The following is a 25429-nucleotide window of genomic DNA, read 5'->3' on the forward strand; positions in this document are numbered from 1 at the left end:
GAATAACATAGATATCTCTCTCTTCATCTCGCACTACCCTCCTAAAGAAATTGTGTAAAACCGCCATTCTCATTACAGAAAATTTCTCTTCTGTTGATCCTGTTCACCTCCTTAATTCGTCCCCCAATCAGGTTTTTATTTGTTCCCATAGCAATGCAGCTATCTTTACTGACTTATTCATAATTTATAAGTCAAGTATGTTTAAATTTTAGTACAAGATCGATTTTTTGTTTACACTATTTCTTTTTGGAAATGTATGAAAATCTTTCCAATTTCCCTCTCATTCATAAAATTATTAAAAAAGTTATATTTTTTTATGATTTCTGTAAGTTTTTTTGCGTTTTTCAATTGCCGGTCCATTTTTTTCTTACATTTTGTACGAATTTTATAGAACAATGTTTTACTGCAGGCCAGGCTTCTTTTTGTGCATCATATTTAACCATCCGCAGGCTCCTCAAAAAAAGACTGGCAGTTTCACCAACCGATGAAATCATACCAGTCTTTTTTCATTAAACTTTGCTAACCCACCTTAGCTTGGTTGGAAAGCCCATATTTCCTCAAAAGCTTTCTGTACCCCGCTCTTTTCCTGCCAGGCACCTTCACCACAGCCTTCTTGTAGATTCCTTGGAAAGCCCGTTTGCCCACACTTTTCAGTGCTGTGCTTTTGATGCTGATGCGCTTTAAGTCCTTACACTTGTAAAACGCCTTGCTTCCGATCTTTTTCAGTCCCCTGCTGTTTATGGTCAGCTTTTTCATCTTGCCGCACCCGGCAAATGCACTGCTTCCGATCTCCTTTACGTTCTTTCCGATTACCACATACGTTGCCTTTTTATGATTCTTAAATGCCAAGCCCGCCACTGCCGTTACCTTGTAGCTGCGTCCTCCCAATTTTACCTGATCGTACACGCGCAGCGTCTTTAAGTTCTTTTTCAGCGTTTTTACAACCGTCACTGTCCTATCTGTCGTGCTAGTCACCTTGTAGCTATAGTTTCCGTTTCTGTAGATCCCTCCCCGGACAATGTTCTGGTTGTCATTATTGTCTTTCTCGTGCTCTCTTTTCAGTTCCTCAAATCTGGCTTCTGCTTTGGTCAGGACCCCATAATTCCCCACCAGCGCCTTCTGCTCCGGTGTCAGAGATTCATAGGCTCCTCTGGCTTCCCGGATTCTGGAAGAGCTTTCCTCGGCCAAATATACTGCTCCGATCTTTCCGATCTTTGCCTCTACGCTTCTGGCTGCATTCCTGTCTGCCTCCTCCTTCTCTGCACGTGCCCTCAGAATTGCATAGGTATCCTCCGCTCCGGTCAGAAGAGAAACGTTGCTGACCAGTGTCTTCTGGACATCACTCAGGGCATTGTATGCTTTTCTGGCCGCCTCAATAGACTCCTTACAGCTTTGTGTATAGTTAACTGTCCCTATAGACGCAATGAGGCTTTGAACTTCCCCTGCAACTCGCAGGTCCTCCTCAGCCTGGGCCTTCAGAACTGCGTACGCATCCTCAGCCTGGGTCAGAATGTCATAATTGATTACCATGCTCTTTTGGATTGGTGTCAGGTCATCGTAGAATGTGCGGGCTGCATCGATCCTGCCCTTGCTCTCCGCCGTGTATTCCACAGTTCCGATTGCAGAAATACGTTCCTGTACGGCAGCTGCCTTTTCCCGGTCCGTCTTTTCATCATTTACATACTGTTCGTAGCGCACCTCCGCTTCCACCAGGGTACTATAGTTCTCCACCAGCTCTTTTTGGACATCGCTTAAGGACTCAAACGCCTCTCTGGCTTCCTCTATCTTCGCTTTGCTGGCTTCTGTATACTCCACTTCCCCTATGGCCTCTATCTTGCCTTCCACGGCCTCTGCTGCCTTCTGGTCCGCCAATGTCTGCTCGGCCTGAGTCTTCAGCTCTTTGTAGCGTTCTTCCGCCTGTGTCAGCATACTATAGTTTTTCACCAGCTTCTTTTGGACACCGCTCAGAGCCTGGTATGCCTCTCTGGCTTCCTCTATCTTCGCTTTGCTGGCTTCTGTGTACTCCACTTCCCCTATGGCCTCTATCTTGCCTTCCACGGCCTCTGCTGCCTTCTGGTCCGCTAATTCCTGTTCGGCCTGGGCCTTTAGCTCTCTATAACGCTCTTCCGCTTCTGACAGGACGGGATAGTTCTCCACCAGCCTCCTCTGGGCCTCACTCAGGGCCTCATATGCCTCTCTGGCTCCTTCTATCTTCTCCCTGCTGGCTTCCGTATACTCCACTTCCCCTATGGCCTTTATCTTATCTTCTACGGCTTCTGCCGCCTTCCGGTCCGCCAATGCCTGTTCGGCCTGAGCTTTCAGCTCTTTGTAACGCTCTTCCGCTTCTGCCAGGATGCGGTAGTTCCCCACCAGCCCCTTTTGGACATTACTCAGAGCCTCGTACGCCTCTCTGGCTCCCTCTATCTTCGCTTTGCTGGATTCTGTGTACGCTACCTCCCCTATGGCCTCTATCTTGCTTTCTACAGCTTCTGCCGCTTTCTGGTCCGCCAATGCCTGCTCGGCCTGGGTTTTCAGCTCTTTGTAGCGCTCTTCCGCTTCTGCCAGGGTGCGGTAATTCCCCACCAGCTTCTTCTGAGTCTCACTCAGGGCCTCGTATGCCTCTCTGGCCCCCTCTATCTTCCCCCTGCTGGCTTCCGTGTATTCCACTTCCCCTATGGCCTTTATCTTGCTTTCTACGGCCTCCGCAGCTTTCTGATCCGCCAATCCCTGTTCGGCCTGGGCTTTCAGTTTTTTGTAGCGCTCTTCCGCTTCAACCAGGGTGCGGTAGTTCCCCACCAGCTTCTTCTGAGTCTCACTCAGGGCCTCGTACGCCTCTCTGGCTCCCTCTATTTTCACTCTGCTGGCTTCTGTGTACTCTACTCCCCCTATGGCCTCTATCTTGCCTTTTACAGCCTCAGCTGCCTTCTGGTCCGCCAATGCCTGTTCGGCCTGGGCCTTCAGCTCTTGGTAGCGCTCTTCCGCCTGGGTCAGGTCTTTGTAGTTCCCCACCAGCTTTTTCTGGGCCTCACTCAGGGCCTCGTACGCCTCTCTGGCCCCCTCTATCTTCCCCCTGCTGGCTTCCGTGTACTCCACTTCCCCTATGGCCTCTATCTTGCCTTCCACGGCCTTCGCTGCCTTCTGGTCCCCATCGTCACCGCCGGAGCCCTGGATATCTCTCATGGATACCCCATCCACGAAAAAGGTCACCAGATCCTGGGCTGTGGGGTTTGAGCTAAAGTTCGTCTCAACGAACACTCTCACCCTGCTCAGATCTGCATACTCCGGTATGGTATAGGTCCCCCGCAGGATTGCCCACGAGTCTGCCTTAGTGGTCACGCTGGCCATGTTTTCGATACTCTCATTACCCACATAATTGTTTCCGTAAAAGATACTCATGTGAAAGGTCGTATTTCCTGCAGCCTGGGCATTTTCAGATAAATTGTACCTTACGGCAGCGCTCACCTCATAGGTCCTGCCTTTTGCCACCTTTCCGGTGATGTCCTGGATGGCTCCCGAGGCGGTCCGGGTGCGGCCGCTGATCTTTAAGGAGCGGGAACCGTCATAGACGGTCGTGTACCCCAGCCCCAGTTCTGCCTCCTCATTGGGTGCCCAGCCCTCCTGGTCCTGCTCAAAGCTGCCGTTTGTGATCAGATTTTCTCCGGGTGTGTCAGACCCCGCCTGGTTTATAGCATCCACGATGCCCTCAAAGGCCGGTTTCCTGCTCAAATCTCCCAGGAACAGCAGGCAGTCCTTACTGTCTATCCAGGACAGGTCGTCTGTAAGTCCCCAGAAGGTAACACAGGTAATCTTTGCGCCGCTTCTCTTTTCCCTGAGCAGAGCGCTGAACAGACTTTTTAAATATTGCCCCTGTGACTCCATGGTCGCTCCTCTTCCCAGTACAACATCCATCTCTGTGCAATGGATCTCAAGTCCCAACTCACTGCTGAACTTGCGCACAGCCGTGATATAGCCGCTGTCTCCCTCAAGAGGTCGGTCCGTGTTGATATGGCTCTGCATACCTACTCCATCAATATTTCCAGCCTCCTTGATAGGTTTGAGCAGCTTAATAATCCCGTCTCTCTTGGCCGGAAAATATTCATTATAATCATTGTAAAAGAGCTTTATGGTACGGTCCGGAGCGTACTGCTTTGTGTATTTCCTGGCAAATTCAAAAGCCTTTTCCACAAAACTGTCCCCTATGGTCTTATACCACATGCTTCCTTCCGTGCGCAGCCCCGCCGGGCCGGCGCCAAAGTAGTCAGCCACCGCCTCATTCACTACATCCCAGGCATAGATTACCCCGGGGTAATTGCTTTCCGTCCATTCGATTACACCCTTAATGTAATTCTCCATGCGCTTAAGCATCAGCTCTTTGCTGGCAAGCGCTCCTCCGGTATCATAGTTTTCATAGAAAAACCAGTCCGGCGTCTGCGCATGCCATACCAGAGTATGCCCTCTCATCTTCAGTCCGTTGTTCTTTGCATAATCCAGTCCTGTTTTACAGGAATTAAAGTTCAGGGCAGCGCTCTCCCTGTATCGGTTCAGATCTCTTTTGCTGGTGTTCTGATCCAATATGTAGCCTGGTTTCATCTCATTTTCCATAGTCAGGCTATTGAACTGCTGCTTTATGAGGTCGCTGTAAACCTTTGTCGTCAGCACACCATTGGGTGAAGCCACGCCGATCATGAATTCATCCTTGTACAATTCCTTCAAAGACGGATAATCACTGATGTCGCTGAAGGATCTTATGGTTGCCCTGGCGTCATCCACATAGATATTCATAAAGTCATTCCCCGCCTCCGGACTTCCCGTCCAGGGCGTCTCGAAATAAAGAAACGCATCGGAAGTGTTAATGTCACCCGGTATGATTACGCTGCCCTTCACTTCCCCCCATTCATTCTTCTTGAGCTTACCGCTGGCAAAGTTAAAAAATCTCCCGCCAGAGGACAGTGTCACCTGGATGGTCTTGGTATCCGGTCCTGATGTGTACTTGGCATAGGAGGTAAATTCCAGTATCTGGTTGTTCTTTAAGCTGGCTCCTATGTCCGCCTTCGCCCCTGCGTAAGTGGCAGGCCTTCCTGAAATTTCCATGCAGTAGTTCCCATTTTTCGCTCCGCCGGCAACAGCCTTTACGCTGGCCCCGTCTTTTCCGGTCCACGGTGCCGTTGTTCCTGACTCAAATCCAGTGTTCAATACTTCCAACTGCTGCATACCAGAATCGGCTGCATTTACCTCCTGCTTTACACAGATTCCGCCCAGACACAGCATACCTGTCATCAGCACGATTGCCGCATTTTTTATACATTTTTTTAATAGCATCTCTACTCCTTTCCTTTTTCATCACCCCATCTACACTGCGCTGCTCCTGCGGTACTCACCCGGAGTACACCCCACGGTCTTTTTAAACAGATAATAAAAGTAATGCGGGTCCTTGTAACCCAGACATCTGCTGATCTCTGTGGTTTTCATGCCTGTGCAGCGAAGCAGTTCCTTGGCCTGAATGATTTGGAATCATATTTACGGCATCCAGGTTCCGGTTTGCCAAACCAACACTGTGACCGGTTTCAATAAATAGTCCGTAACCCCAATCTCAACGACCTTTTGTCCGTTTGCTAAAAAGCATCAGAGGCGCTGACCTGTTGCGGCAGTGTCTCTGATGCTTTTTTAGCATAAACTCTTCTGCAAAACTACCTTTTTTTTGCGATAAATGTACTAAATTTTATCCATTTACCGTGGACCTTATTTTGGAAGAAGAATGGTTACCATATTATTTTACTCTCACTTTTCTGACTTTGCTGTAAGATCCGTATACTTTTTTACCTTCTGCGATTTTGTAAGCGCGTATGCGTACCCGATAGATCTTACCGCTCTTCAGCTTCTTGAGGGTATAAGTAGTTTTTGCCTTGCTGATCTTTTTGGTCTTTGCTCCCTTAAACTTACTGCTTGTGGAATACTGCAGCTCATATCCGGAAGCATCGCTTACCTTAGCCCAGCTCACCTTAATGCTGCCTTTTCTGGATCTCTTCACAGACTTCAGGTTTACCTTCTTTACCGTCACCTTCTGGCTGTTCTTGTTCAAAGCATTCAGGAACTCTTCTTTAGCCTTTTGTGCCTCCAGGTTCGCCTTCTCTGCCGCTGCCTGGGCTGCCTGTGCTTCTTTCAGAGCTTTCTGGGCTGCCTCAAGGTTACCTGCTGCCTCTGCCGCTGCCGCTTCTGCTGCCAGACGGTCTGCCTCTGCCTTCTTCTGGGCTGCTTCTGCTGCCAGTCGGTCTGCCTCTGCCTTCTTCTGGGCTGCCTCTGCTGCTATACGTTCTTCCTCTGCCTTCTTCTGGGCATTCAAAGCCTCTGCCAGCACTGCTTCCGCCTTCTTCTGAGCTGTCTCCGCTTTTTCCATCATTTCCTGAGCTTTGGCTGCCTTCTCCTCAGCCGCACTCATAGCCTTCTCGGCATCTGCCTTGGCCTGCAAAGCCGCCTTGCTGCTGTCTTCTGCCAGCTTCTTGGCTGCTTCTGCTTTGGCTGCTTCTTCCCGGGCTTTTTGCTCCGCTTCCTTAGCCGCCGCGCTGTCTGCACCTGCCTGGTTCTTAGCTGCCTCGGCCTCCGCTTTGGCCTGCTCTGCCGCCTTCTGGGCAGTCAAGGCATCCGCTTTTGCTTTCTCTGCCGCCGCTTTGGCTGCATCCGCCTCAGCTTTGGCTGTCTGGGCCTGCTCTTTTGCGGTTTCAGCTTCTGCTTTCGCACTCTGGGCCTGCTCTTTCGCTGCCTCAGCCTCTGCTTTTGCCTTCTCTGCTGCTGCCTGTGCCTCCTGTGCTTTCTTGATAGCTTCCTCTAAGTCTGTGTCGCCGCCAGGCTCATCCCCGTCTTTGAGGAATTGCCAGTAATCCAGCTCAAACAGCTGGCTTATGCCGCTTCCGGCTCCCTTGAATACAAAATAGAGATCATGAATGCCCTGGGCGCCTTCTACGTTACAGCTATATTCCTCCCAAGTGTTTCCGTCGCCTGCCGGAATAACTACTTCACCCACTAATGCACCGTCTGCTTTATCCAGATGAATCTCCAGAGTTCCCCCTGCCAATCCGGCTGCCTTTACTTTAAAGGTCTTTGCCCCTGACTGCAGATCTGCCTTTGAGATGGCTGTCCAGTCACCATTGTTGATCTGTGTCAATTTCAGGTTGAGACTTTCCACAAAGCCTCCAAGCTCGCTGCAGTCTCCAGTGGTAATGCCTTTGCTCCATCCTAAGGTCTCAGCCTCTACTCTGGCATAAGCATCCAGGTTCTTTTTCTGAGCTATTCCATTCCATGTACCCTTGATTGTCTTAATATGTCCGTTCTGGTCATATTCAAACGCATCGATATGGGTAGAACGGTAACCGCCCTTCGGAAGATTCAGAGCCTTTCCTACTGTCTGAGCATGGTAAATAAAATAGTTCTGTCCGCCAAATTCAAAGAATGCGTGATGGTTGTTTCCGCCGATTCCGAAGAAATTGGCCGGGTTGTCAAATACCTTTCCAACGAATGTGAACGGACCCATGGGGCTGTCGCTCTCCATTGCACAGATGTTTCCGCGCCCTGTTTCCGGAAGGTTTGTTGAGAAGTTGGAGCAGTAGGTGTAATAGTACTTGTTGTTGTATTTGTGGATTCCGGAATCCTCAAATAACCCCGGTGCGTCTATCATTGCCGCATCTCCGTCTACTTCCACCATGTTGTCTTTCAGTTTTACTACGCGTCCGGTCTTGGGGTAGTCCTTCTGATCCTGGGTGGGGTTGTTGCCTCCCGGGATACCTCCGCCGTAATACAGATACCCTGTACCGTCATCGTCCACCAATACTGCGGGGTCAAACAGCCATGTAACGCCGTCCGCTGCCTGCATTCCTCTCTTGATCAGCTGGCTTCCTGTGGCCGGCTCCCTGAACGGGCCAATGGGAGAATCTGCCTCAAGCACGCCGATTCCGTTTGCATTGTCCGCAAAGTATAAGAAGAACTTGTCTTTTCCGTCAATTACCTTGTGGCATGCTGCCGGAGCCCAGGAATTGTTGGCCCATTTAGCAATACCATTGGGGTCCTTTTGCGCATTTTTCCCTGCAACCGGGATGGCACCGTGATCCACCCAGTTCACCATATCGTCTGATGAGATCACATTGATGGTGGCAATGTTTCCGTAGTTGTTGTCCCCTGTGGGATATCCGTTGCTGTCCTTCTCTGCTAAGTTATACTGCTGGCTGTCATTTGTCATATAGACATAGACCCTGCCGTCGTAAGTGATGGCATACGGATCAGCGCCAAACTTGTGATCCATCAGCGGATTTGTCCTGCCCGGTGTCTTTGTGGTTCCGCTGGTCAGGATATCGCTCTTACCGATAAGTGCAATATTGGTCTTTGTTCCGCTTACATCGTATTCAATATTTTTTCCGATTCCTCTAATGCAGTCTGCGGCTAACTGAACATGTTTCTCCCCTTTGACTGCCTCACTCACTGCCAGCTTGATTACCGCAAATCTGCCGCCCCTGTGTCTTACATTTTGTCCCTCTACTCTCAGCTCCAGGCTGTTTGCCGTGGCCTCATAGGCACAGGTTCCGGTTACATTCTCTTTGTCAAAGTCCACGCCCACAACCTTCATATTCTCAGGTACGGAGAATGTGGCCTCAATTGCAGTGCAGTCTGTATCCGTGGTGTCCATCATCACAGGGATCTCTACCTCTGTTCCCTCATCTCCGAAGATCTCCAGGTTTTCCTGCTCTGTCCAGGCATCCTTTACTGTCACTGCGCCTTCCTGTACTTTGCCCGGCTCTACTCTGAAGTAGTCGAAGTCCGTGTAGCCGCCGGCCTCTATTGTGGCGTAGTTGAACAATCCAAACCTGGTGCCTACAAAATGAGTTAACTCAAATCCAACTTGTGAGGTTTTTCCAAGTTTTGTCCAGTTTTTGCCATCATCTAAGCTGTAGTAGAATGAAATTGTCTGTTGCCAGGAGGTTGTACAGTCAAAGGCCATTCTCAGCAGAACCTCGTCCTGATTAATCTCCATCCTGGCATTCTCATTTTCCTCTTTCCAGCTGTCGATTCCGTTTTTGTTTTTCGAATCTGTATTGGACTGAACCAGATAGTACTTGCCCTCTTCCTTTTTCACTCCGATATAGCCGTACTTTTCCTGAATACCGGCAAGACCTGCTACATCTCCGTCTTTCATATTGCTGATATTCATTTTTACGTAGGCATTGCTGGTGGGGCCGAATACTCTCTGTGTAAGTGTATTTCTGGTGTGGAGTATACTCCTGTCCGTACGTGCATTTCGGATTCTCAGGTATCCCGGATTCTCTGTCAGTGACCAGTTTGCATTGTCCGGGTTGTGGTTCCACTGCCATTCCAGTTTCAGCTTGGAGCCATCCGGGCTGGTAAACCTGCTTCCCTCGCCTGTTATAGACAGATCGTCCGCATAAAATGTCATCAGATCCTTTGATGCATCAGGCGACCCAGTCCAGGGAGTCTCGAGAAAGACGGTTACTTTGCTCAAATCCGCATCCGCTGGTATCGTATAAGTTCCTGACAGATCCCCCCACTGCCCCTTGGTGACATTTGCGCTGGCAATATTTTTGATGGTTCCGTCTCCATATACGATGGACATAAAAAATTGTTTGGTGTCCGGGTATGCGCTGCTGGGAGCGTCCGCCTCATCGTAACGGTACTGTATCTTTCCGGATATGGTGTACTCTTTGCCTGCCTTTACCTTTCCGGTGATATCCTGTGTAACGCCTGATCCGGTATTTCTTCTGTCGGAAACCTTTAACGCCTGCTTTCCGCCGGCTACAGGTGAGTTTACAAGGGTCAGTGTCGTTCCCTCACGGTTTGTCCATCCTGTAAGTCCGCTCTCAAAGTTTCCATTCTGGAGAACTTCCATCGCCATTGCACCGTCCTCTGACTGGTTATAAAATTCGTCAGAATCCACGATGGTGGTTCTGGGCTCCCCTGTCTTGGGCATATCACCCGTAAGCGGCATCATTTTGTTGTCTCCGAGAATGGGATACTTGATTCCATTCTTGGCGCCTTCTGTTGTCCAGGTGACCGGTGTCAATACCGGAGTTCTTCCAAGGGCGCCGCTGTCCTTGAATACAAATCCATACCATTCTCCCTCAGGGGTATCCACAATCTGTCCCTGGGCTGCGCCCTGGTCATTTAAGACAATATGGCGCTCATAAGGACCCATGAGATTATCTGATGTATAGCAGAGCTGCGTTCTGCATCCTTTTACCTTTTCTCCGTCCTCAGTAGTCAGATCAGAAGGCCAGGTGATCAGAAACAGATAGAACTTTCCATCTATCTTCATGAGATGGGAGCCTTCTCCCAGCGGATTATTGGTCAGCTCCGGCCAGAGCTTCTGGATCAGAACCTTATCCGTTCCCTTCACTACATTGGTATAGTCCTCATTCAGTTCAATGATCTTGATGGGTGTGCCGCCATAAATCATATACCCTTTATCCGTCTCTTCGTCGAAATAAAGGCTCATGTCATGGTACACTCCGTCAAACTCTGCTTTTTCCCATGCCCCATTTTCAATGTCGTCGGTCCTGTAGATATAGGTCTTATTTGTGGTGTAGGAGGCAAAGCTGCAGTAATAGGTGCCTTTAAAATACCTCAAGCTGCTGGCCCATGATCCTTTTGAATAAGCATTTCCATTGTTGTTTTTCAGATCTCCGTCGCTGTTGCTTAAGTTCATTTTGTTATCGTTGCTCATGGTCTCATAGACATAGTTGCAGATCTCCCAGTTGACAAGATCTTTTGATTTCATAACCGGGACACCGGGCGTGTAGCTCATGGTGGTACTGGTCATATAGTACGTATCACCCACCCGGATCGCATCCACATCCGGCACATCCGAATTAATCACAGGATTGGAATACTGCAGCCCATCTGCTGTCATGGTTGAGGTGGATGCTTTTACCTCGGCCATGCCAAGGGGCAGTGACGTCACTGCCAGCGCCAGGGACAGCGCTAGTGTCCCGGCTTGTTTCCATAGCTTGTTCTTGTCTTTTTTCATTTAGTAAATCCCCCATTTCTTTTCTTTATTTTGCTCGCACTTTTCGGCTTTTACTGTACGGTCCATAAACTCTCTTACCGTCCACCAGCTTATAAGCGCGTAAACGCACATAATAAGTTTTTTTGCTCTTTAAACGTTTTACGGTGTAACTTGTTTTGGAGCTGCCCACTCTCTTTGTCTTGGCATTGCGGAATTTTTTATTTACGCCATACTTTATCTCATAGCCGGAAGCCTTGCTGACTTTAGACCAGGCAATCTTTATCTGGCCCTTTTTGGGACTCTTGGCTGATTTGAGTGTTGTCTTCTTTACTGCTACTTCTACAGAGGCATCCGGTTTCTCTGCAACCGGCTTTATATCCTCCCTGGCCTTTTCCGCTGCCCTTTGGGCCTCCTGGGCCTTCCTTTTGGCTTCCTGGATCATGCTTTCGAGCTCCTGGGCCTTTTTCCGGGCCTCCTGGGCTTCCCTTAGATTCTGTTCCGCCTCTGCTTTATCCTGCTCTGCTTTTTGGCGGTTCTGTTCTGCCTCTAGTCTATCCTGCTCTGCTTTTTGGGCTGCCGCCTCTGCAGCCAGCCTGTCGGCCTTGGCCTGCTCTTTGAGCGCTGTGGCCTGAAGCTCTGCTGCCGCTGCTGCTTTCTGGGCCGTTTCGGCTCTCTGCATCATTTTATCTGCTTCATCTGCCCATTTGCTGGCCTGCTCTGCTGCCTTATCCGCAGCTTTTTGGCTGTCCTCTGCTGCCTTTCTTGCAGCCTCTGCCTCCGCTGCCATGGCCTCTGCCTTCGCCTTCGCCTCCTTTGCAGCCTCACTGTCTGCACCTGCCTGCTGTCTGGCCTCTTCCGCCTGCTGTCTGGCCTCTTCCGCCTGTCTTTCGGCTTTTTCCGCCTCTGTCTTGGCAGCCTCTGCGTCCTGCTGGGCTTTTTTTGCCTCGCTTAAAGCGGTATCTGCTTCATCCCGGGCATTTTGGGCCTCCTGTTTCGCAGCCTCGGCCTCTTTCTGGGCCTGTTCTGCTTCCTTGCTGGCCTTTTCAGCAGCTGCCTGGGCTTCCTGGGCTTTTTTAATAGCCTCCTCCAGATCCGAAGCGGAGCTTTCTGCCTCCTCTTTTAGCTTCTGGTAGGTCTCCTCCGCAGCTGTCAAGGTTCCGTAATTATTTACCAGACCCTTCTGCACATCCGTCAGAAGATCATAGGCTTTTCTGGCCTCCTCTATCCTTGCCTTGCACTCCTCTGTGTAGACAACGGTTCCGATGGCGCCGATCTTTGCCTGTACTGCCTCCGCAGCCTTTTGATCTTCGTCCTCCTCCTGCGGGTCCACTTCTTTCATGGACACCTCATCCAGGAAGAATGAGATCAAATCCTGCTCCGTAGGCGTTGCCCTGTAGTCTGTCTCAAAGAATACCCGAACCTTGCTCAGGTCTGCGTCCTGTGGAACTGTGTAAGTTCCCTCTATGATTCCCCAATCCCCTAAGCTTATCTTCTGGGTGGCCATATTCTGGATGCTGCTGCCGTCCACATATCTGTCCCCGTAGAAAATGCTCATATGGAAAACCGCTTCCTTGGGTGGGTTTGGATTGTACGCCTCCCCCTCTTTGAATATAATGGCACCGGATACTTTATAGGTCTTTCCCGGTTTTAATTTCCCTGTGATGTCCTGGCAGGGGCCGGATGAGGTCTTGGTCCGGTTGACTACCTTGAGGGATCTTGCTCCCGCATAGAGTGTGGTATATCCCAGCTCCAGGGATGCGGAATCATAGCCTTCCCAGTTTGTTGTGCCGTCCTCAAATCCAGGATTCTTGATGATCTCTTCTCCCTTGGCAACCCCTCCCCGAACAATGTTCAGAGAATATTCTTTAAATGTTGTGTGATCTTCTCCATATGCTTTTAAGGCTATGGTTGTGTAATCCCCGCTCAGACGGACAGTCTGCGTTTTGGTGTCATTGATCAGCACATTGTCCATATACAGCAGGCCCATCTTGTCTGCCAGTGTGAAATCCAGTTCTGCCAGATTGATTCCTGTGGGTATCTCCAGGATAAAGTTGTCGCCGTCCTTACTTATCTCTCCCTGGTTGGAAGTGATTTCTGTAATTTGTGCATTGCTGGAGTAGGGTCTGGCAGTATAGAGTCCGCCCGCCAGGCGCGCGCTCTCCTGATCCTGCTTATTGCTCTCAAACCGAACCCTGACCACACTGTGTGTCTCGTCTCCTATGGTAATCTCTTTTGCTTTGTTTACCTCTGCCTCCGGAATCTCATAGTATACTCTGTAAGGGTTGTCGTCTCCGTCGTAGGACAGGGTTTCCTCTGCAATAATGGTATCTCCCACTGTGATCTTTATGGTCTTTCCATTGTCCTCTTTTACAAACTGGCATAGCAGGGAATTTTTCTGTCCCTTTTTCACTACCATGTTATAGCTGAAATGGCCGCCCGGCTTTGCATACCTGGTGCTTCCGATTCCCTCCAGGTTTCCGAACTCGGTGTCCTTTTCCTCCATCTGGTGAATGTCATCGTTCTCATACTGGGGATATCCGGGCTGAATGGAATCCAAAAGGCTTGCGGCAAATCTTCCCTCTTCCTTTTCGGACAGAATCTTGTCCTCGGAGGTTCCTTCATCACCGGCCTGGAAATACCAGTAGATTCCATACCGCTCGTCATTTAAGGTATTAAACGGCACAAAGGTCAGTCCGTCGCTGAATACATTATCCGCGTCCGTGCCTGTGATTTTAAAGGATAGCTCTCCGTCAGTTCCGGTTTTCTCGAAATAGAGGTCTGCCTGGTCCATAAATTCTTTTATGGACTTACCATTTTTTATCAGCAAGGTCTCGGTTCCCAGGATCTGTCTTGTAGTCTGTCCGTAAGACACATTCAGTCTTGCCTGCTCGTTGCCCACCACCTTATATGCGGGCGCCGTCAGATTTGCTCCGGCCCAGGTTCGGTCATTCCATTGCTCTCTTCCCAATTTCGCCGCCAAAACAGTTGGCCCATATTTAAAGCCATAAACTGTGCTGTTGTCCGGAAGTCCATAGGCTGTCACTTTCATCGGATAGGTAAGGACTGCCTTGTCCCCCTGCTTCCAGGTCCGGTCAACACAGATATATCCCCCGGAAACCGTAAAGTCCGTATCCGCTCCATTGATTGTCAGCGCAGGCGCTCCTGCAATCCAGTCAGGTACTCTCAGGTAAAGCTTCATCTTCACATCAGACGCCTGGTTCAGCATATTGATGTCAAATTCCGCTGTCTCACTTCGTGTCACATCGCTTTTCTGGACTACCTGTATCTGCTTTTCATCCCAGGTTACCCTGGAATCCACGTACTGGTTTACCACCAGCGCATCCTCACCGTAGAAGTAAATGCTGTCGCCCAGCTTTGTGTAATTCTCCATGCCGCTGCCTGTACAGCACCAGAACTGATTCTTTGCGGGGTCGGGATCACCAAATACTTTATAATATCCTGTCGCCATAGGGGTAAAGTAAGTGGCAGATCCGTCCGCTGTGTTCACTGCACCCATGATGGCGTTTCTCATGGTATTTTCATAGTAGTCCGCGTATTTTTTCTCGCCCGTTATCTTAAACAGTTCTCTGGAGAGCTTCAGCATATTGTGGGCGCAGCAGCTCTCGCAGTTGCACTGGGTGCGGACGGCATCCAGACTGTTGTCTGCCTTAAAATGCTCCATGTCGCTGACGCCGCCGGTAATAAACGCGTGCTTTTCCACCACCAGGCTCCAAAAGCCCTCTGCGTATTCCAGATACTTTTCATCCTCTGGGGATACGTTGGTTTCGACCTGTTTTAAGGCTATATAGCGGTTTAAAGCCCCCACAAATTTGGGGATGGTGGCGTTTGCGTGCCGCTGGTTCAAGGTGTTCGGTTTTCCGCTGAGTATCTCCTGGTACAGCTTGGGATCGTCAAATCTGTGGGCTGCGTCTCTGTACCTGGTGTCGCCGGTCAGCTTGTACAACTCATACATGCAGTCATTCATTCCGCCGTACTCTGTCCAGGAAATCCTCTGCTGTGTTGCGTTGTCCCACTTGCTTACTCTGTTGTAGATCCAGGTTCCCAGGTTTTTGGCAACCTCCAACGCGTCGGGATCATCCGCGAACTTATACAGGTCCAGGAGTCCGGCCATGATCTTGTGCATGGTGTACCAGGGCACCCAGGTATTTCCCTGGTCCTTCCCCTCCACAATGTTGAACTGTTTTTCCACATTGTTGGGGTCCTGAATCTGTGCGCCGAAGATAAACCCTGTTCCGAGATTGTCCTGGCATTTCTTCAATTCATCCACAATGACCGCCAGCTTGGCTTTCAGCTCCTCATCCCCCGTTGCCTTGATCGCCTGCGCGCAGGCTGTCAGGTAGTGGCCTACACTGTGGCCGCCTATGTAGCTGTTTTCCCAACCGTTATAGGGAGGAATGCCTTTTGTGTCAAGACCGGCTGTCTCACGGAATCTGGATAAAAGCCTGTCGTTGTCAAATTTTTTCAGGAACGCGATGTCCGAATCCTGTGCCGCCTTATAATAGGCGTCCGTAACCGCTACCTTATCCAGGTCAAAATGGTTTAAATCCTCCAGGGTGCTCTCTGCACAGACCGTAAAGGAAAATACCTTTGACTTTTGGAGCAGACCATTGTAGGATACCGTGGCGGTCAGCTCTACCGGTACATCCGCCTCCCCGCTCCCGGGCCGCGTCACAACGCCCTGGTCGGAGAGAACCTGTTTGTTGGAAGAGCTCCAGGTTATGTCACATCCACTGGGCCCTGCCAAGGGAAGGTTCAGATTCTTTGTCAAATCGTGAAAGCCAAAGTAAATACTCTGCATATCCTGGTCAATATACGTTTCCGGGTTGATCTTGGATACATCTGTGATCTTAATGTAACAGACATTGATGGCCTTATTTGCATCCCCTTTTGCCCTGAAGCCCACGGTCAGGTCTCCGTCCTGCTCTAAAGTAACCTGTTCTGAGTACGCTGCCCCGGGGGAGAGCACCTGGCCTTTCCCGCTGTTAAAGTCCTTGCTGATTTCCTCTGCAGTCTTTGACTCCGTGTCCAACAGAAGTGACGGACTCTTGGAGCAGTTCCAGGGATCTGCCATATAAGTCTCCACCATGTACGTGCCGGCTTCCAGCTCAAATTTATAGTCCAGATATCTTGTCTCAATTCCGTTCTCATACTGATTCTTGGTATAACGGTTGGAGCCCGTCTTGCTGCTCACATCCTGCGCCTCAGTGTTGAACTCATAGGCCCAGGTGTTATCCGTATATACCCCTCCTTTATTGCTGCTTCCATTTTTCAGGGGATCGCTTACCGTATCCACGATTCCCCATCTGTAACCAGTCACGCTGTCCTCGCCGTACACCTGGTCGGTCACGCTGTTGCGGGTGCCCAGCTCATCCCCATCGCAGACCGTATTCACAACATAATCCCCGCAGTCCACAAAATAAGCGGTTGCCTCCTGGTCCCCCTGTTCCGCTGCCGCCGCTTCCGTGTGGAGCATTCCTGATGGAATCGTTGTGAATAAAAGTGCTGATGCGAGAATCACAGTTCCTGCCCTTTTCTTGTAAATTTTCAGTTTCTTCTCCATTTCTTTCCCTCCTTTTCAAATTTATCTTATCATTTCGCTCAAAACAATAAAATACACTATAATCTTTGAAATGTTAGTTTTCTTACTAAACTTAATTGGGACCTCAGAAATTTTACGAAAAAGGGTAGTTTTTTTATTCACTCACCATTTTGACCTGGTCAATTCCCAAAAATGACCTGGTCATTTTCGGAAATGACCAGGTCAAAATGGTGGAAATTATTAAAATTTTATAAACTCACAGGAGATGATAGTGTTCCATGGCGAAAGCGATCCCATCCTCCTCCACGGTCTTTGTCACAAACTCTGTATGCAGGTCCAGCACCGGATCATGCACTTCCATGGCAATGGCATGTGGCACATACCGGAACATGGACAAATCATTGCTGCTGTCCCCAAATACATAGGCGTCCTCGATGGACAGCCCAAAATGTCCCAGGATAAACTCTATGGCGCTGGCCTTGGAATACCCCTTTGGCGCCAGCTCGTAAAATCCGTTTTTCCGGTCCATGATATCCATATCCCGGCTCATGTTCTCAAACAGCCGCTCTCTGTCCGTCTGCCCATCCACATAAAATACCAGCTTATCGTAATCAAAGTTGTCATTCTCTATATAGGTCTCTATGCCGATTCCCATTCTTTTAAAGTAGCGCCTGGTGTTCTCCACCGGCTCAAATCTGGACATTCTGCTTGAGAAGTAGCAGTCCTCCTGTCCCTCCAAAATGGGCGAAGCGTTGCACTCCTGAATTACCCGTATGATCTCTCTGCCCCGCCTGTGAGGAATGGATCTGGCCAGCAGTATCTCATCCCCATAGGAGATGTACGTGCCACAGCCACAGGCAAACCCGCTAAAAGGCATCTCTTTCAACTCCGGAGGCAAACTACAGATGGTCCGTCCGGTATTGATAAATGTGAGATGTCCCTTCTCCTGCGCTGCCCTGAGCGCCTCCATGGCACTGGCAGGAACCTCTCCGGTGACATCGCTCAGCAGCGTACCGTCTATGTCGTAAAATAGTGCTTTTTTATCCATGTCTGTCCTTTCTCTGTTTCATTTTATACGTTTTCCAAACGTTTTTTAGAGATAGATCACTTCCTGCAAAAACAACCCCTGGGCTGCAGCCGGAGCGCCTGCCTCCTCCCTGCCCTCCAGCACCTGCACTGCGGAATCTATTTCCCTCTTGCCAAGCCCGGTTTCCAGAAGTGTGGACACCATCATCCTGGCCATATTGTGCAGAAATCCGCTGGCTGTCATGGTGAACTGTATCTCCTGGGGGTCCTGATAAATATCTATGGTTCGGACTTCTCTCTCTGTGGACTTGCTCTTTTTCACAGTGGAAAAATATTTAAAATCATGCTTCCCCAAGAGTCCCTCGGCAGCCGCTCTCATCCGTTCCACATCCGGAGTCTTAAAGCTGTAGTAAGTATATTTCCGCTCAAATACGCTGGGCACGTCTCCGATGGAAATCCGGTAAAGATAAGTAGTCCCCTTCGCGTTCAAGGCTGCGTGGAACCGTTCCGGCTTTTCCTCCGCATCCAAAACTGCGATATCCATGGGCAGATAGCGGTTCAGATAATTTTTTATCTCGTAGGGCTTCATGGCAGTATTGGTATTGAAATTCACCACCTGCCCGTAGGCGTGTACCCCAGCCTCAGTCCGGCACCCGCAGTTTAACTCCACCCTTTGTCCATCCATCTTGTATAGTATGTCCAAAATTTTATTCTCTATCGTGTTGACAGACTCTCCTTTGCCCAGACGCTGCCAACCGCTGTAGCGGGTTCCGTCGTACTCTAACGTAAGTTTTATATTGCGCATAATGTGCTCCCTCCTCAATCCTAAATTCTAGCACAGGACCCTCTGGTTTTCCATAGCTGTCAAATACCGTTTTTTAACAGGGCCTTATTTTTCGTTACTGTTCACACGTTCACAGTAACATGCATAAATCCATGCAAAATCGCCTTTGGCGATGGGATTTACGCACCCTTGAATCACTTTCTCACGGTCTGCGCAGTAAATGCTCAGACCTGAGTGAACAGTAACTATTTTTCTTCACAAAATGGTACAGAACCAGCCCGGCGATAATGCCTATGCTAATATATTGAGAGGTTGATAACCCGGCCAGCATCCCCCTCTCCCGGCCGTCATAGCGGAAATACTCCAATATAAACCGCATAACTGCATATAAACCCAGATACAACTCCATACTCTTTCTCCCTTTATACCCATTTATATAGAATAGTAAAATGCCTGCAATGATAAAGTCCAATAATGCCTCCAGCCCCTGTACCGGAAATAGTCTTTGATTGTTTGGAGCAAACATAGAGTTTTGGTAAATGACCGAACCCCAGTCTTCATAAGGACATCCATAGCAGCATCCCACCAGGCTGCATCCGATCCGCCCAAATCCATGGGCAATCGGCAGACAGGGTATGCAGATAGAAAGGTACCCTGTTACATCTATTTGAAGGCGTCTTTTACATAGAAACAATCCCAGGAGTCCTCCGATCAGACCACCATAAAATACAAACCCTCCCGCCATAAGAGTATTTATATACTCAAGTTCCCCTAATCTGGAAAAATCAATCTGTTTAAAAGAAACGGCCAAATACAGTACTTTTGCACCAATGACTCCACTCAACCCTCCAATGGCTGACAAGAGTATAAAATCGTCAAAGCTCTTTGCATACCGTTTGACTTGAAACCCTCCGACTAATGCAGCCGCTAAGATGCCTGTAGCTATACAGGCCCCATAGTATGCAATAAAAAATCTGCCCACGTAAAATCCCAATCCATCCATCACTCAGCTATCCTTCTATTTTCTTGATAATGCAGGCAGATATGCCCACAGAGTTTTCATGAATTAAAAAGGGGAATGCCTGCGCATTCCCACAAAGTTCCTTAATAATGCTTCTGCAATTATGCCAGACTTGCAAGTCCACCCACACATGCGATACATGCAACATACATAAACAGACATAAAATGGTACCGATAATGGAACAAACAAAGCCTGCTGTGGCCATTGACTGTTTTTCCGGCTCCTTCTTAGCAAGTACACCTAAAATAATACCAACGATACCAATAATACCTCCCAGCCACCCCAGAGCGCCTGCACTAAAAACTCCAATAACAATTGCAATAATACCTAAAACTAATGATGCTACTGCCATAACTCTTCTCCTTTCACATCCTAATGACATAATATGTAACGACTCAGCAGCTTTGTGCATTGACTGTACAGACTGCATGAAAATAGTTAAATGTCGAAAATCCGGTCATGAAAGACAGATTTAATTTCACACATATCTGAAAACTTACTGAATAATTACAATAATTTGGTAAATCGATAATAACATATTTTATTTATTCATGCAATTATTTTTTGCGTTTTTAGTCACATAATGTCGATTTGCTGTAACTGTTTACTCAGATCTGCCCATTTGCTAGAGCAGAGCGATAGCCCGGATTTCGAACCCTGACGAACGCGGAAGAGTGTCGTTGCCGTGTTGTGTCCCTACCGCCGCACAAAAGCCACCACCAGCATGATCTCCTCCCCCCTGGGCACGATCCGGTAGCGCTTCACATCCGCAGGCACAATGGCTGTCTCTGCATAGTGAAGCTCAAACGGAGCAAAACTGTCATCCGTACTCTCAATGAGCACATGGCTTCCATCTACCAGATTCATCACATGCACAGAGTCGTCCATCTCTACCGTGCAGGGCTGTGTCAAGCTGTACCGCAGCGTATCGATAAACTCCCTCTCATGGAGCCCTGTCCTCTCCACTTTACATCCCGATCTCTCCAGAACCGTCTTTTCCTGCCTCACCAGATTGTCATAAATCCACTCTGTGTCCCGATCCCACTGTATATTCCGCAAACCGTGTTCCAGATGGATGGGCCTTGGTATGCCGTCCAGCCCCACTCTTCCCCAATCCCAGAGTTTAAAGGTAAAGATATAGGGCGTGGCGCTGATCTCCAAAACCATGGTGTTTTTCCCGGAACAGTGGACCGTACCCGCAGGAATCAGGATATGGTCATGTCTCTGTACCGGAACCCGGTTCACATATTCCTCCGCCGGAAATGTACACAAGCCCTCCTGCGCCAGCTTGAGGTCCCTGGCCATAGCCTCCCGGTCCACATCCTTTTTCACCCCCAGATATACATAAGTCTCCTCCCCCTCATCCGCATCCAGAAGATAATAGCTCTCATCCTGGGTGTAGTGCATCCCAAAGTGATCCTGAATGTATTCCGTCAAAGGATGTACCTGCAGGGAAAGATTTCCCCCTCCCATAGTATCCAGAAGGTCAAAGCGGATGGGAAACTCCGCGCCGAATCTGGCGTGTACCCGCTCCCCCAGCAGCCTGCGGGGCCGGTAAAGCACCGCATCAATGGCCGGTATCTTCACGGTCACCTTCGCAAACTTCAGATTTATGCTGTTCTCTTCCGGCACACCATCAAAGCTCCATGCAAAGTTTTCCTTCCCGGCATCCAGCCCAAAGTTCTCCTGCATCCAGTGCCCGCCCCATACCCCGGGGGCAAAATACGGCTCCATGCGAAAGGGCTCCCGGGTTATTTGCTCCAGCCCTGCCCGGAAGGCTTTCCCGCTGATCATCCTGGGATTGCCCCTTTCCCCGCTGTCCAGCATGTAGTCAAACTCCTCATACCGGGCCTTCTTATAGCGGTCCGCTACGGGCCATTCCACAAAAAATCCTCTCTTATACTTGCTCAGAACAGGGGCATCTTGGTTATTACAGTGCCAGTTGGGCATGCCCGCCCGGTATCTCAGCTGGATCTCCCATCTGGTCATATTGCAGTAGACGTAGAGATCTCCCCTGGCGAGCAGCCCTGCCCCCACACCGACCGCCATGCATACGCCCTCCTTGACCTGCGCAAGCTCCCTCCCGGCTCTTTCAAGCTTCCCCCTGTCAAAAAAGCTCTCCATCGTCCTGCGGCACATCACGCCAAAAACCCTGTCTTCGGTCAGATACTCCTCCAGCTCCCTGTCCAGTTCCGTTTCACTTCTGACAAACTCCTCCATGTCAAAGACCCGGTCCGGCTGCAAAGATCCGGCTATCTTTAAGATTTCCTCCCTGTCCACTCCCGGATAAAAATCCAGGCAGACAATAACCCGTTTCTTATTTTTCAATATCCTTTGTATTTCCCCGGAAAGTTGGGCAGACACCTGATCCACCCCCTCCCACGCCTCATTCTCAAAACCGACAATTTCCTTCACCGGATGCAGCTCATAGTTGTGATATCTTCCAAATAAATCCATTCTTCTGTTCTCCTCCTGTGGTATAGCCCCATTATCCATTTCAGGGCAGCTCCCTTTTCCCGCGTCTTCTCATCTCCAACAGCAATCCCTGCATAGCGCGCAGGGAAGGCTCAGGTTCCGTACAGACCCGGATATTTCTCTTCACGCACTCCGTCCTAAATGCCCGGCCAAAGTAAGAGAAGCTCTTTGAGATCTGCCCTCCCATCACCACTGCCCGCGGCTTAAATTCATTTAAAAAGGGGGTGACGGCGTCCCTCAAAATCTCCCCAAATTCCCGGTACACCAAAAGGGCGCCGCTGTGATTTTCCCTGCACTGCGCATACAGTTCACTTCCGCTGGCCTCCGTCCCCAGTATTCTCCTGCTGAGTGATGCCAGCCCTCTGACGGACAGATAGTCGTCAATTATGGACTCTCTAAAAGGCGTATCGAATATCCAGCCATTTGCCGGAACGCCCCTCCCCTTATTCTTTAGAACCTCTCTATTCTCCACAAAAGCGGAGCCTGTCCCGGTCCCTATACACAGACAGAGGATCTTATCCACATTTCTGACTTCTCCAAACCAGCTCTCACCCAATGCAAATGCCTCCACATCGTGAAGAAAGCAGAAGTTTGCATTTCTTATCTCAGGTACTCTTTTCTTTAACTCCTCTTCAATGGACAGTCCAAAAATTCCCTCATACTTGTTCAGCCCCCGCATAAGGCTGACGCCCTTCTCATAATCAAAAGGACCCGGAAACGCCATTGCCACCCCCGCCGCCTCCTTACCCCTCACACCTGCCAGAAGCCCTTGTATAAATGCTGCAAAATCGTCAAATACAATCTGTCCTCTCTCCCTGGAATGAGCCCGGGCGCAGATGGGTTCTCCCAGTATCAGTCCGTTCCGGTCTGCCACACTGCCCTTTATCTGGGTACCACCCACATCCATCAATATGTATACCTTTTCCATATCCTCCCCCTCACAAGCTCTCCGGCAGAGTGCCAAAGGCCAGCAGCCCCTCATTCTCCGCCTCACAGGTACGGTACATCGCCTCCGGAGATTTATCCTCATCCACCAAAAGAGTGTATGCAAACTCATAAAATCCTCCCAGATCCGCTTTGAAATTCGTCTCCCAGAAATTATTCATGGGCCAGGAGTATACAGGGGACTGGTTCCTCGCCTGGTCTGCCCCGCCACATAGCGCTACAGGTCCTGCCTCCATCCTGCCGATCTTTACAAGCGGGGCATCCTTTGGGATAACCGCCACATTTCTCTTTTTGCTGCGAAACAGCACTGCGTTCTGTATCAGATAAAAGTCCTGGCAGGTTCCAGGGAGTTGATCATATCCCGGGCGAATGATACATCCGGTCTTATCCAGATAAACCGTTGTCCCCTCCCCGGCTGTAAACGGCAGGGATACGTAGAGATTTTCCGGCTCCAGGCGTGTTTCCTTCTGAATGCGCACCATCACTTCCAGCTTGGGCTGATGCCTGTAAACTTTTACCAGAATCGTATAGCCGTCCGGGCATCCCGGCACACAGGACCTGCGGGACAAAAAGCCTGCTGCCGCTTGGGTCTCCCCAGTTCCCTCCAGCTGGTAGTCCAGCTGCAGAGCCGTGTAGATATCTCCCTCTTCCAGCACTGCCCGGTTTCTCAGCACCCCTCTATATCTCCTGGCTGCCTTTGATTTCCGGTTTCTTCCCATGCGTCTTCGCGTCTCGCAGGGGTCCCCCTCCAGATCCGAGATCTCATAGATTCCCCCGAAGGCCCCTTCCGCGGCATCAGAGCGCATCAGCTCTGTTCTGTCCGGTTTATAGAGAATGGAGCAAATACCCGCCTCCGCTCTGGTCTTTATAAGAAAATAGTCGGTCTCAATCTCATCCTCATCATGCCGGTATCTCCTTTTGAGCAAAAGATCCTCCACCCCTTCCGCCCCCGCACAGGCATGGTTTGAAATCGTCGGGGGATTCTGTTTCATCCGCCGGATCTTTACCACGCGCTCCTCTTTGGCCTGCATCAGGATCTCAATCTCCACCTGAAAGGCTCTGGCGGTGCGCGTCACCTGGCAGGGTATGGATGACCCGGTTGCGCAGTCCAACACCCTGATGGGTATTTTTCCGTCGTAGCGGACCCCGTCCACATACTCCCAAAGCTCAATATACAGATATGCTTTTGTATACAGGCTCTGATCATGGGGATTGCAGACCGTATACACCTGCGGCCTGTCGTGCCGGATGGACACTTCCCCCTTTGCTTCCAGGATGCGGTCCAGATTCCGTGCTGCATAACTGTTGGCATTTACCGCATAGGAGCCCTTTTTTAGTTCCAGAGAACCCACCAGGCTCTCCCAGGGCTCCGAGACACTGGAGGAATATCCCCAGGTATGCTCTGCAAAGAGCATCTGCTCCCTGACAGACTGCCGCATCAACTCCTCATCCCCCAGCACATGATCCGGGTCCAGTTTGCGGCAGATATCATACTTGCGCACTGCCTCCCTGTAAAGCTTCACTTCCCGGGGAGTGGAACCCACCCCGTCTCCCCACCAGTCTGGCCAGTCTCCCCCATAGGTGGGGATATCCGCACAGTTCTCCTCCACCAAGCCAAAAAACTGTTCCAGGTTCACCATCTCAAAGGTGATCCGCCCCCCGTAATCCTGGTTTAACTCCCGAACCCTCCGGGCAATCTGCCTGCTTGGAGGCGCATTGTCCGTGGGCACTCCGGAAATGGTGATGGGTACGATCCCATAAGGGTATCCCTCCCCCTCCAGGTTGTCCAGGTACCGCTCAATTCGTTTTTTCAAAATAACCCTCTCTGCGCTTTCCGTATCCCGTCTATTTTTATTCAATACCAAATGCTGTTCCAAAAGAGGCGCGTACTCATCCCCCGTCATATACGAGGCTCCGCCGAGGGGGGCCAGAAACAGGTCATTTCCCAATTGATAGTGGTCTCCATTCCACACCAACAGCCTGTTTCCTCCAGGCGTCTCCCAGTAAAAGGGCATCATCTTCCGGTACAGGGGAAACATCCCATGGTGGGTGTGCAGCGCAGAATAGAAATACCTGACTCCATGTTCATACAGGGCATCCCCATACCCCCAGGCCATACCATTGATGTCCGCACACATGCCCGCTGTGATGGGATGGCCTATCCTGGCGCCATAGGCCTCCATTTCATTTAAAGCCTCATCCAGGGCGGGCCTGCTGACCAGCTCCGTCATATTCAGATAATTGCCGCTGAGTCCTATCTCCCCCGTGGCTAGGTAGTGCTCCAGCTTTTTACAGCTTTTCTCATCCGCCATCTCATAAAAATTTGCGATCTGCCAGTAGTTCTCACACTGCCAGACAAATCCCTGACACTCCTCTTTCCCGCTCCCATGCGCCTCATCCAGAATATCCATAGCCTGACGGATAAAGTCATAGTGATACCTCATAATCTTATCCTGTCTCTCCGTATAGCCGATATCCGTATGTGAGTGGTGAATCAAACACACACGCCATGTTCTCCCTGACTCCATATACATTCCTCCTTATTGTTCAACAAAGCGGGCAATCCCGCTTCAGCTCCCCACCCCCTCAATCTTTGAGGGGCTTGGCAACTTTGT

11 protein-coding genes are annotated in these 25429 nt (G+C 50.0%); all 11 read right to left on the reverse strand.

Translation table 11 applies throughout. The annotated features are described in order from the left end of the window. Positions 1-519 precede the first annotated feature (519 nt). The 11 genes from AC0THY_RS01960 to AC0THY_RS02010 all read right to left on the reverse strand — a co-directional run bounded on the left by AC0THY_RS01960 (position 520) and on the right by AC0THY_RS02010 (position 25342). The gene (locus AC0THY_RS01960) at positions 520-5319 is read right to left on the reverse strand and encodes an endo-1,4-beta-xylanase (RefSeq protein ID WP_489992794.1); all 4800 of its coding nucleotides are present in this window, start codon (positions 5317-5319) and stop codon (positions 520-522) included. A 30-nt stretch (positions 5320-5349) separates the two neighbouring features. Further along, positions 5350-5505 (reverse strand): helix-turn-helix domain-containing protein, encoded by a 156-nt coding sequence (locus tag AC0THY_RS01965; RefSeq protein WP_489994132.1) that lies wholly within the window; start codon positions 5503-5505, stop codon positions 5350-5352. Between the two features lie 262 nt (positions 5506-5767). Continuing rightward, positions 5768-11023 (reverse strand): family 43 glycosylhydrolase, encoded by a 5256-nt coding sequence (locus tag AC0THY_RS01970; RefSeq protein WP_489992795.1) that lies wholly within the window; start codon positions 11021-11023, stop codon positions 5768-5770. A 25-nt stretch (positions 11024-11048) separates the two neighbouring features. After that, positions 11049-16583 carry a beta-L-arabinofuranosidase domain-containing protein gene (locus AC0THY_RS01975; protein WP_489992796.1) on the reverse strand — a complete coding sequence of 1845 codons (5535 nt, stop codon included), beginning with the start codon at positions 16581-16583 and terminating at the stop codon, positions 11049-11051. A 235-nt stretch (positions 16584-16818) separates the two neighbouring features. Beyond that, the gene (locus AC0THY_RS01980) at positions 16819-17610 is read right to left on the reverse strand and encodes an HAD-IIB family hydrolase (RefSeq protein WP_489992797.1); all 792 of its coding nucleotides are present in this window, start codon (positions 17608-17610) and stop codon (positions 16819-16821) included. A gap of 45 nt (positions 17611-17655) precedes the next feature. Further along, the gene (gene truA / locus AC0THY_RS01985) at positions 17656-18393 is read right to left on the reverse strand and encodes a tRNA pseudouridine(38-40) synthase TruA (protein ID WP_489992798.1); all 738 of its coding nucleotides are present in this window, start codon (positions 18391-18393) and stop codon (positions 17656-17658) included. A gap of 181 nt (positions 18394-18574) precedes the next feature. After that, entirely contained in the window at positions 18575-19375 is an 801-nt protein-coding gene (locus AC0THY_RS01990) for a prolipoprotein diacylglyceryl transferase (protein WP_489994133.1), read from the reverse strand. 119 nt (positions 19376-19494) lie between these two features. Beyond that, positions 19495-19746 carry a hypothetical protein gene (locus AC0THY_RS01995; RefSeq protein WP_489992799.1) on the reverse strand — a complete coding sequence of 84 codons (252 nt, stop codon included), beginning with the start codon at positions 19744-19746 and terminating at the stop codon, positions 19495-19497. Positions 19747-20090: 344 nt separating this feature from the next. Continuing rightward, positions 20091-21851: a class I mannose-6-phosphate isomerase gene (locus AC0THY_RS02000; protein WP_489992800.1), complete on the reverse strand. Its 1761-nt coding sequence runs from the start codon at positions 21849-21851 to the stop codon at positions 20091-20093. Positions 21852-21891: 40 nt separating this feature from the next. Next, positions 21892-22797 (reverse strand): ROK family protein, encoded by a 906-nt coding sequence (locus AC0THY_RS02005; protein ID WP_489992801.1) that lies wholly within the window; start codon positions 22795-22797, stop codon positions 21892-21894. A 10-nt stretch (positions 22798-22807) separates the two neighbouring features. Beyond that, entirely contained in the window at positions 22808-25342 is a 2535-nt protein-coding gene (locus AC0THY_RS02010) for a glycoside hydrolase family 38 N-terminal domain-containing protein (protein ID WP_489992802.1), read from the reverse strand. Between the last annotated feature and the right edge of the window lie 87 nt (positions 25343-25429).

The sequence above is a fragment of the Ruminococcus sp. 8Y-12 genome (assembly GCF_058119865.1).

What these genes read in the sequence shown, in the direction of transcription:
- AC0THY_RS01960 (WP_489992794.1), bottom strand. Translation starts at nt 5,319, where the DNA reads ATGCTATTAAAAAAATGTATAAAAAATGCGGCAATCGTGCTGATGACA.
- AC0THY_RS01970 (WP_489992795.1), bottom strand. Translation starts at nt 11,023, where the DNA reads ATGAAAAAAGACAAGAACAAGCTATGGAAACAAGCCGGGACACTAGCG.
- AC0THY_RS01975 (WP_489992796.1), bottom strand. Translation starts at nt 16,583, where the DNA reads ATGGAGAAGAAACTGAAAATTTACAAGAAAAGGGCAGGAACTGTGATT.
- AC0THY_RS01980 (WP_489992797.1), bottom strand. Translation starts at nt 17,610, where the DNA reads ATGGATAAAAAAGCACTATTTTACGACATAGACGGTACGCTGCTGAGC.
- truA (WP_489992798.1), bottom strand. Translation starts at nt 18,393, where the DNA reads ATGCGCAATATAAAACTTACGTTAGAGTACGACGGAACCCGCTACAGC.
- AC0THY_RS01990 (WP_489994133.1), bottom strand. Translation starts at nt 19,375, where the DNA reads ATGGATGGATTGGGATTTTACGTGGGCAGATTTTTTATTGCATACTAT.
- AC0THY_RS01995 (WP_489992799.1), bottom strand. Translation starts at nt 19,746, where the DNA reads ATGGCAGTAGCATCATTAGTTTTAGGTATTATTGCAATTGTTATTGGA.
- AC0THY_RS02000 (WP_489992800.1), bottom strand. Translation starts at nt 21,851, where the DNA reads ATGGATTTATTTGGAAGATATCACAACTATGAGCTGCATCCGGTGAAG.
- AC0THY_RS02005 (WP_489992801.1), bottom strand. Translation starts at nt 22,797, where the DNA reads ATGGAAAAGGTATACATATTGATGGATGTGGGTGGTACCCAGATAAAG.
- AC0THY_RS02010 (WP_489992802.1), bottom strand. Translation starts at nt 25,342, where the DNA reads ATGGAGTCAGGGAGAACATGGCGTGTGTGTTTGATTCACCACTCACAT.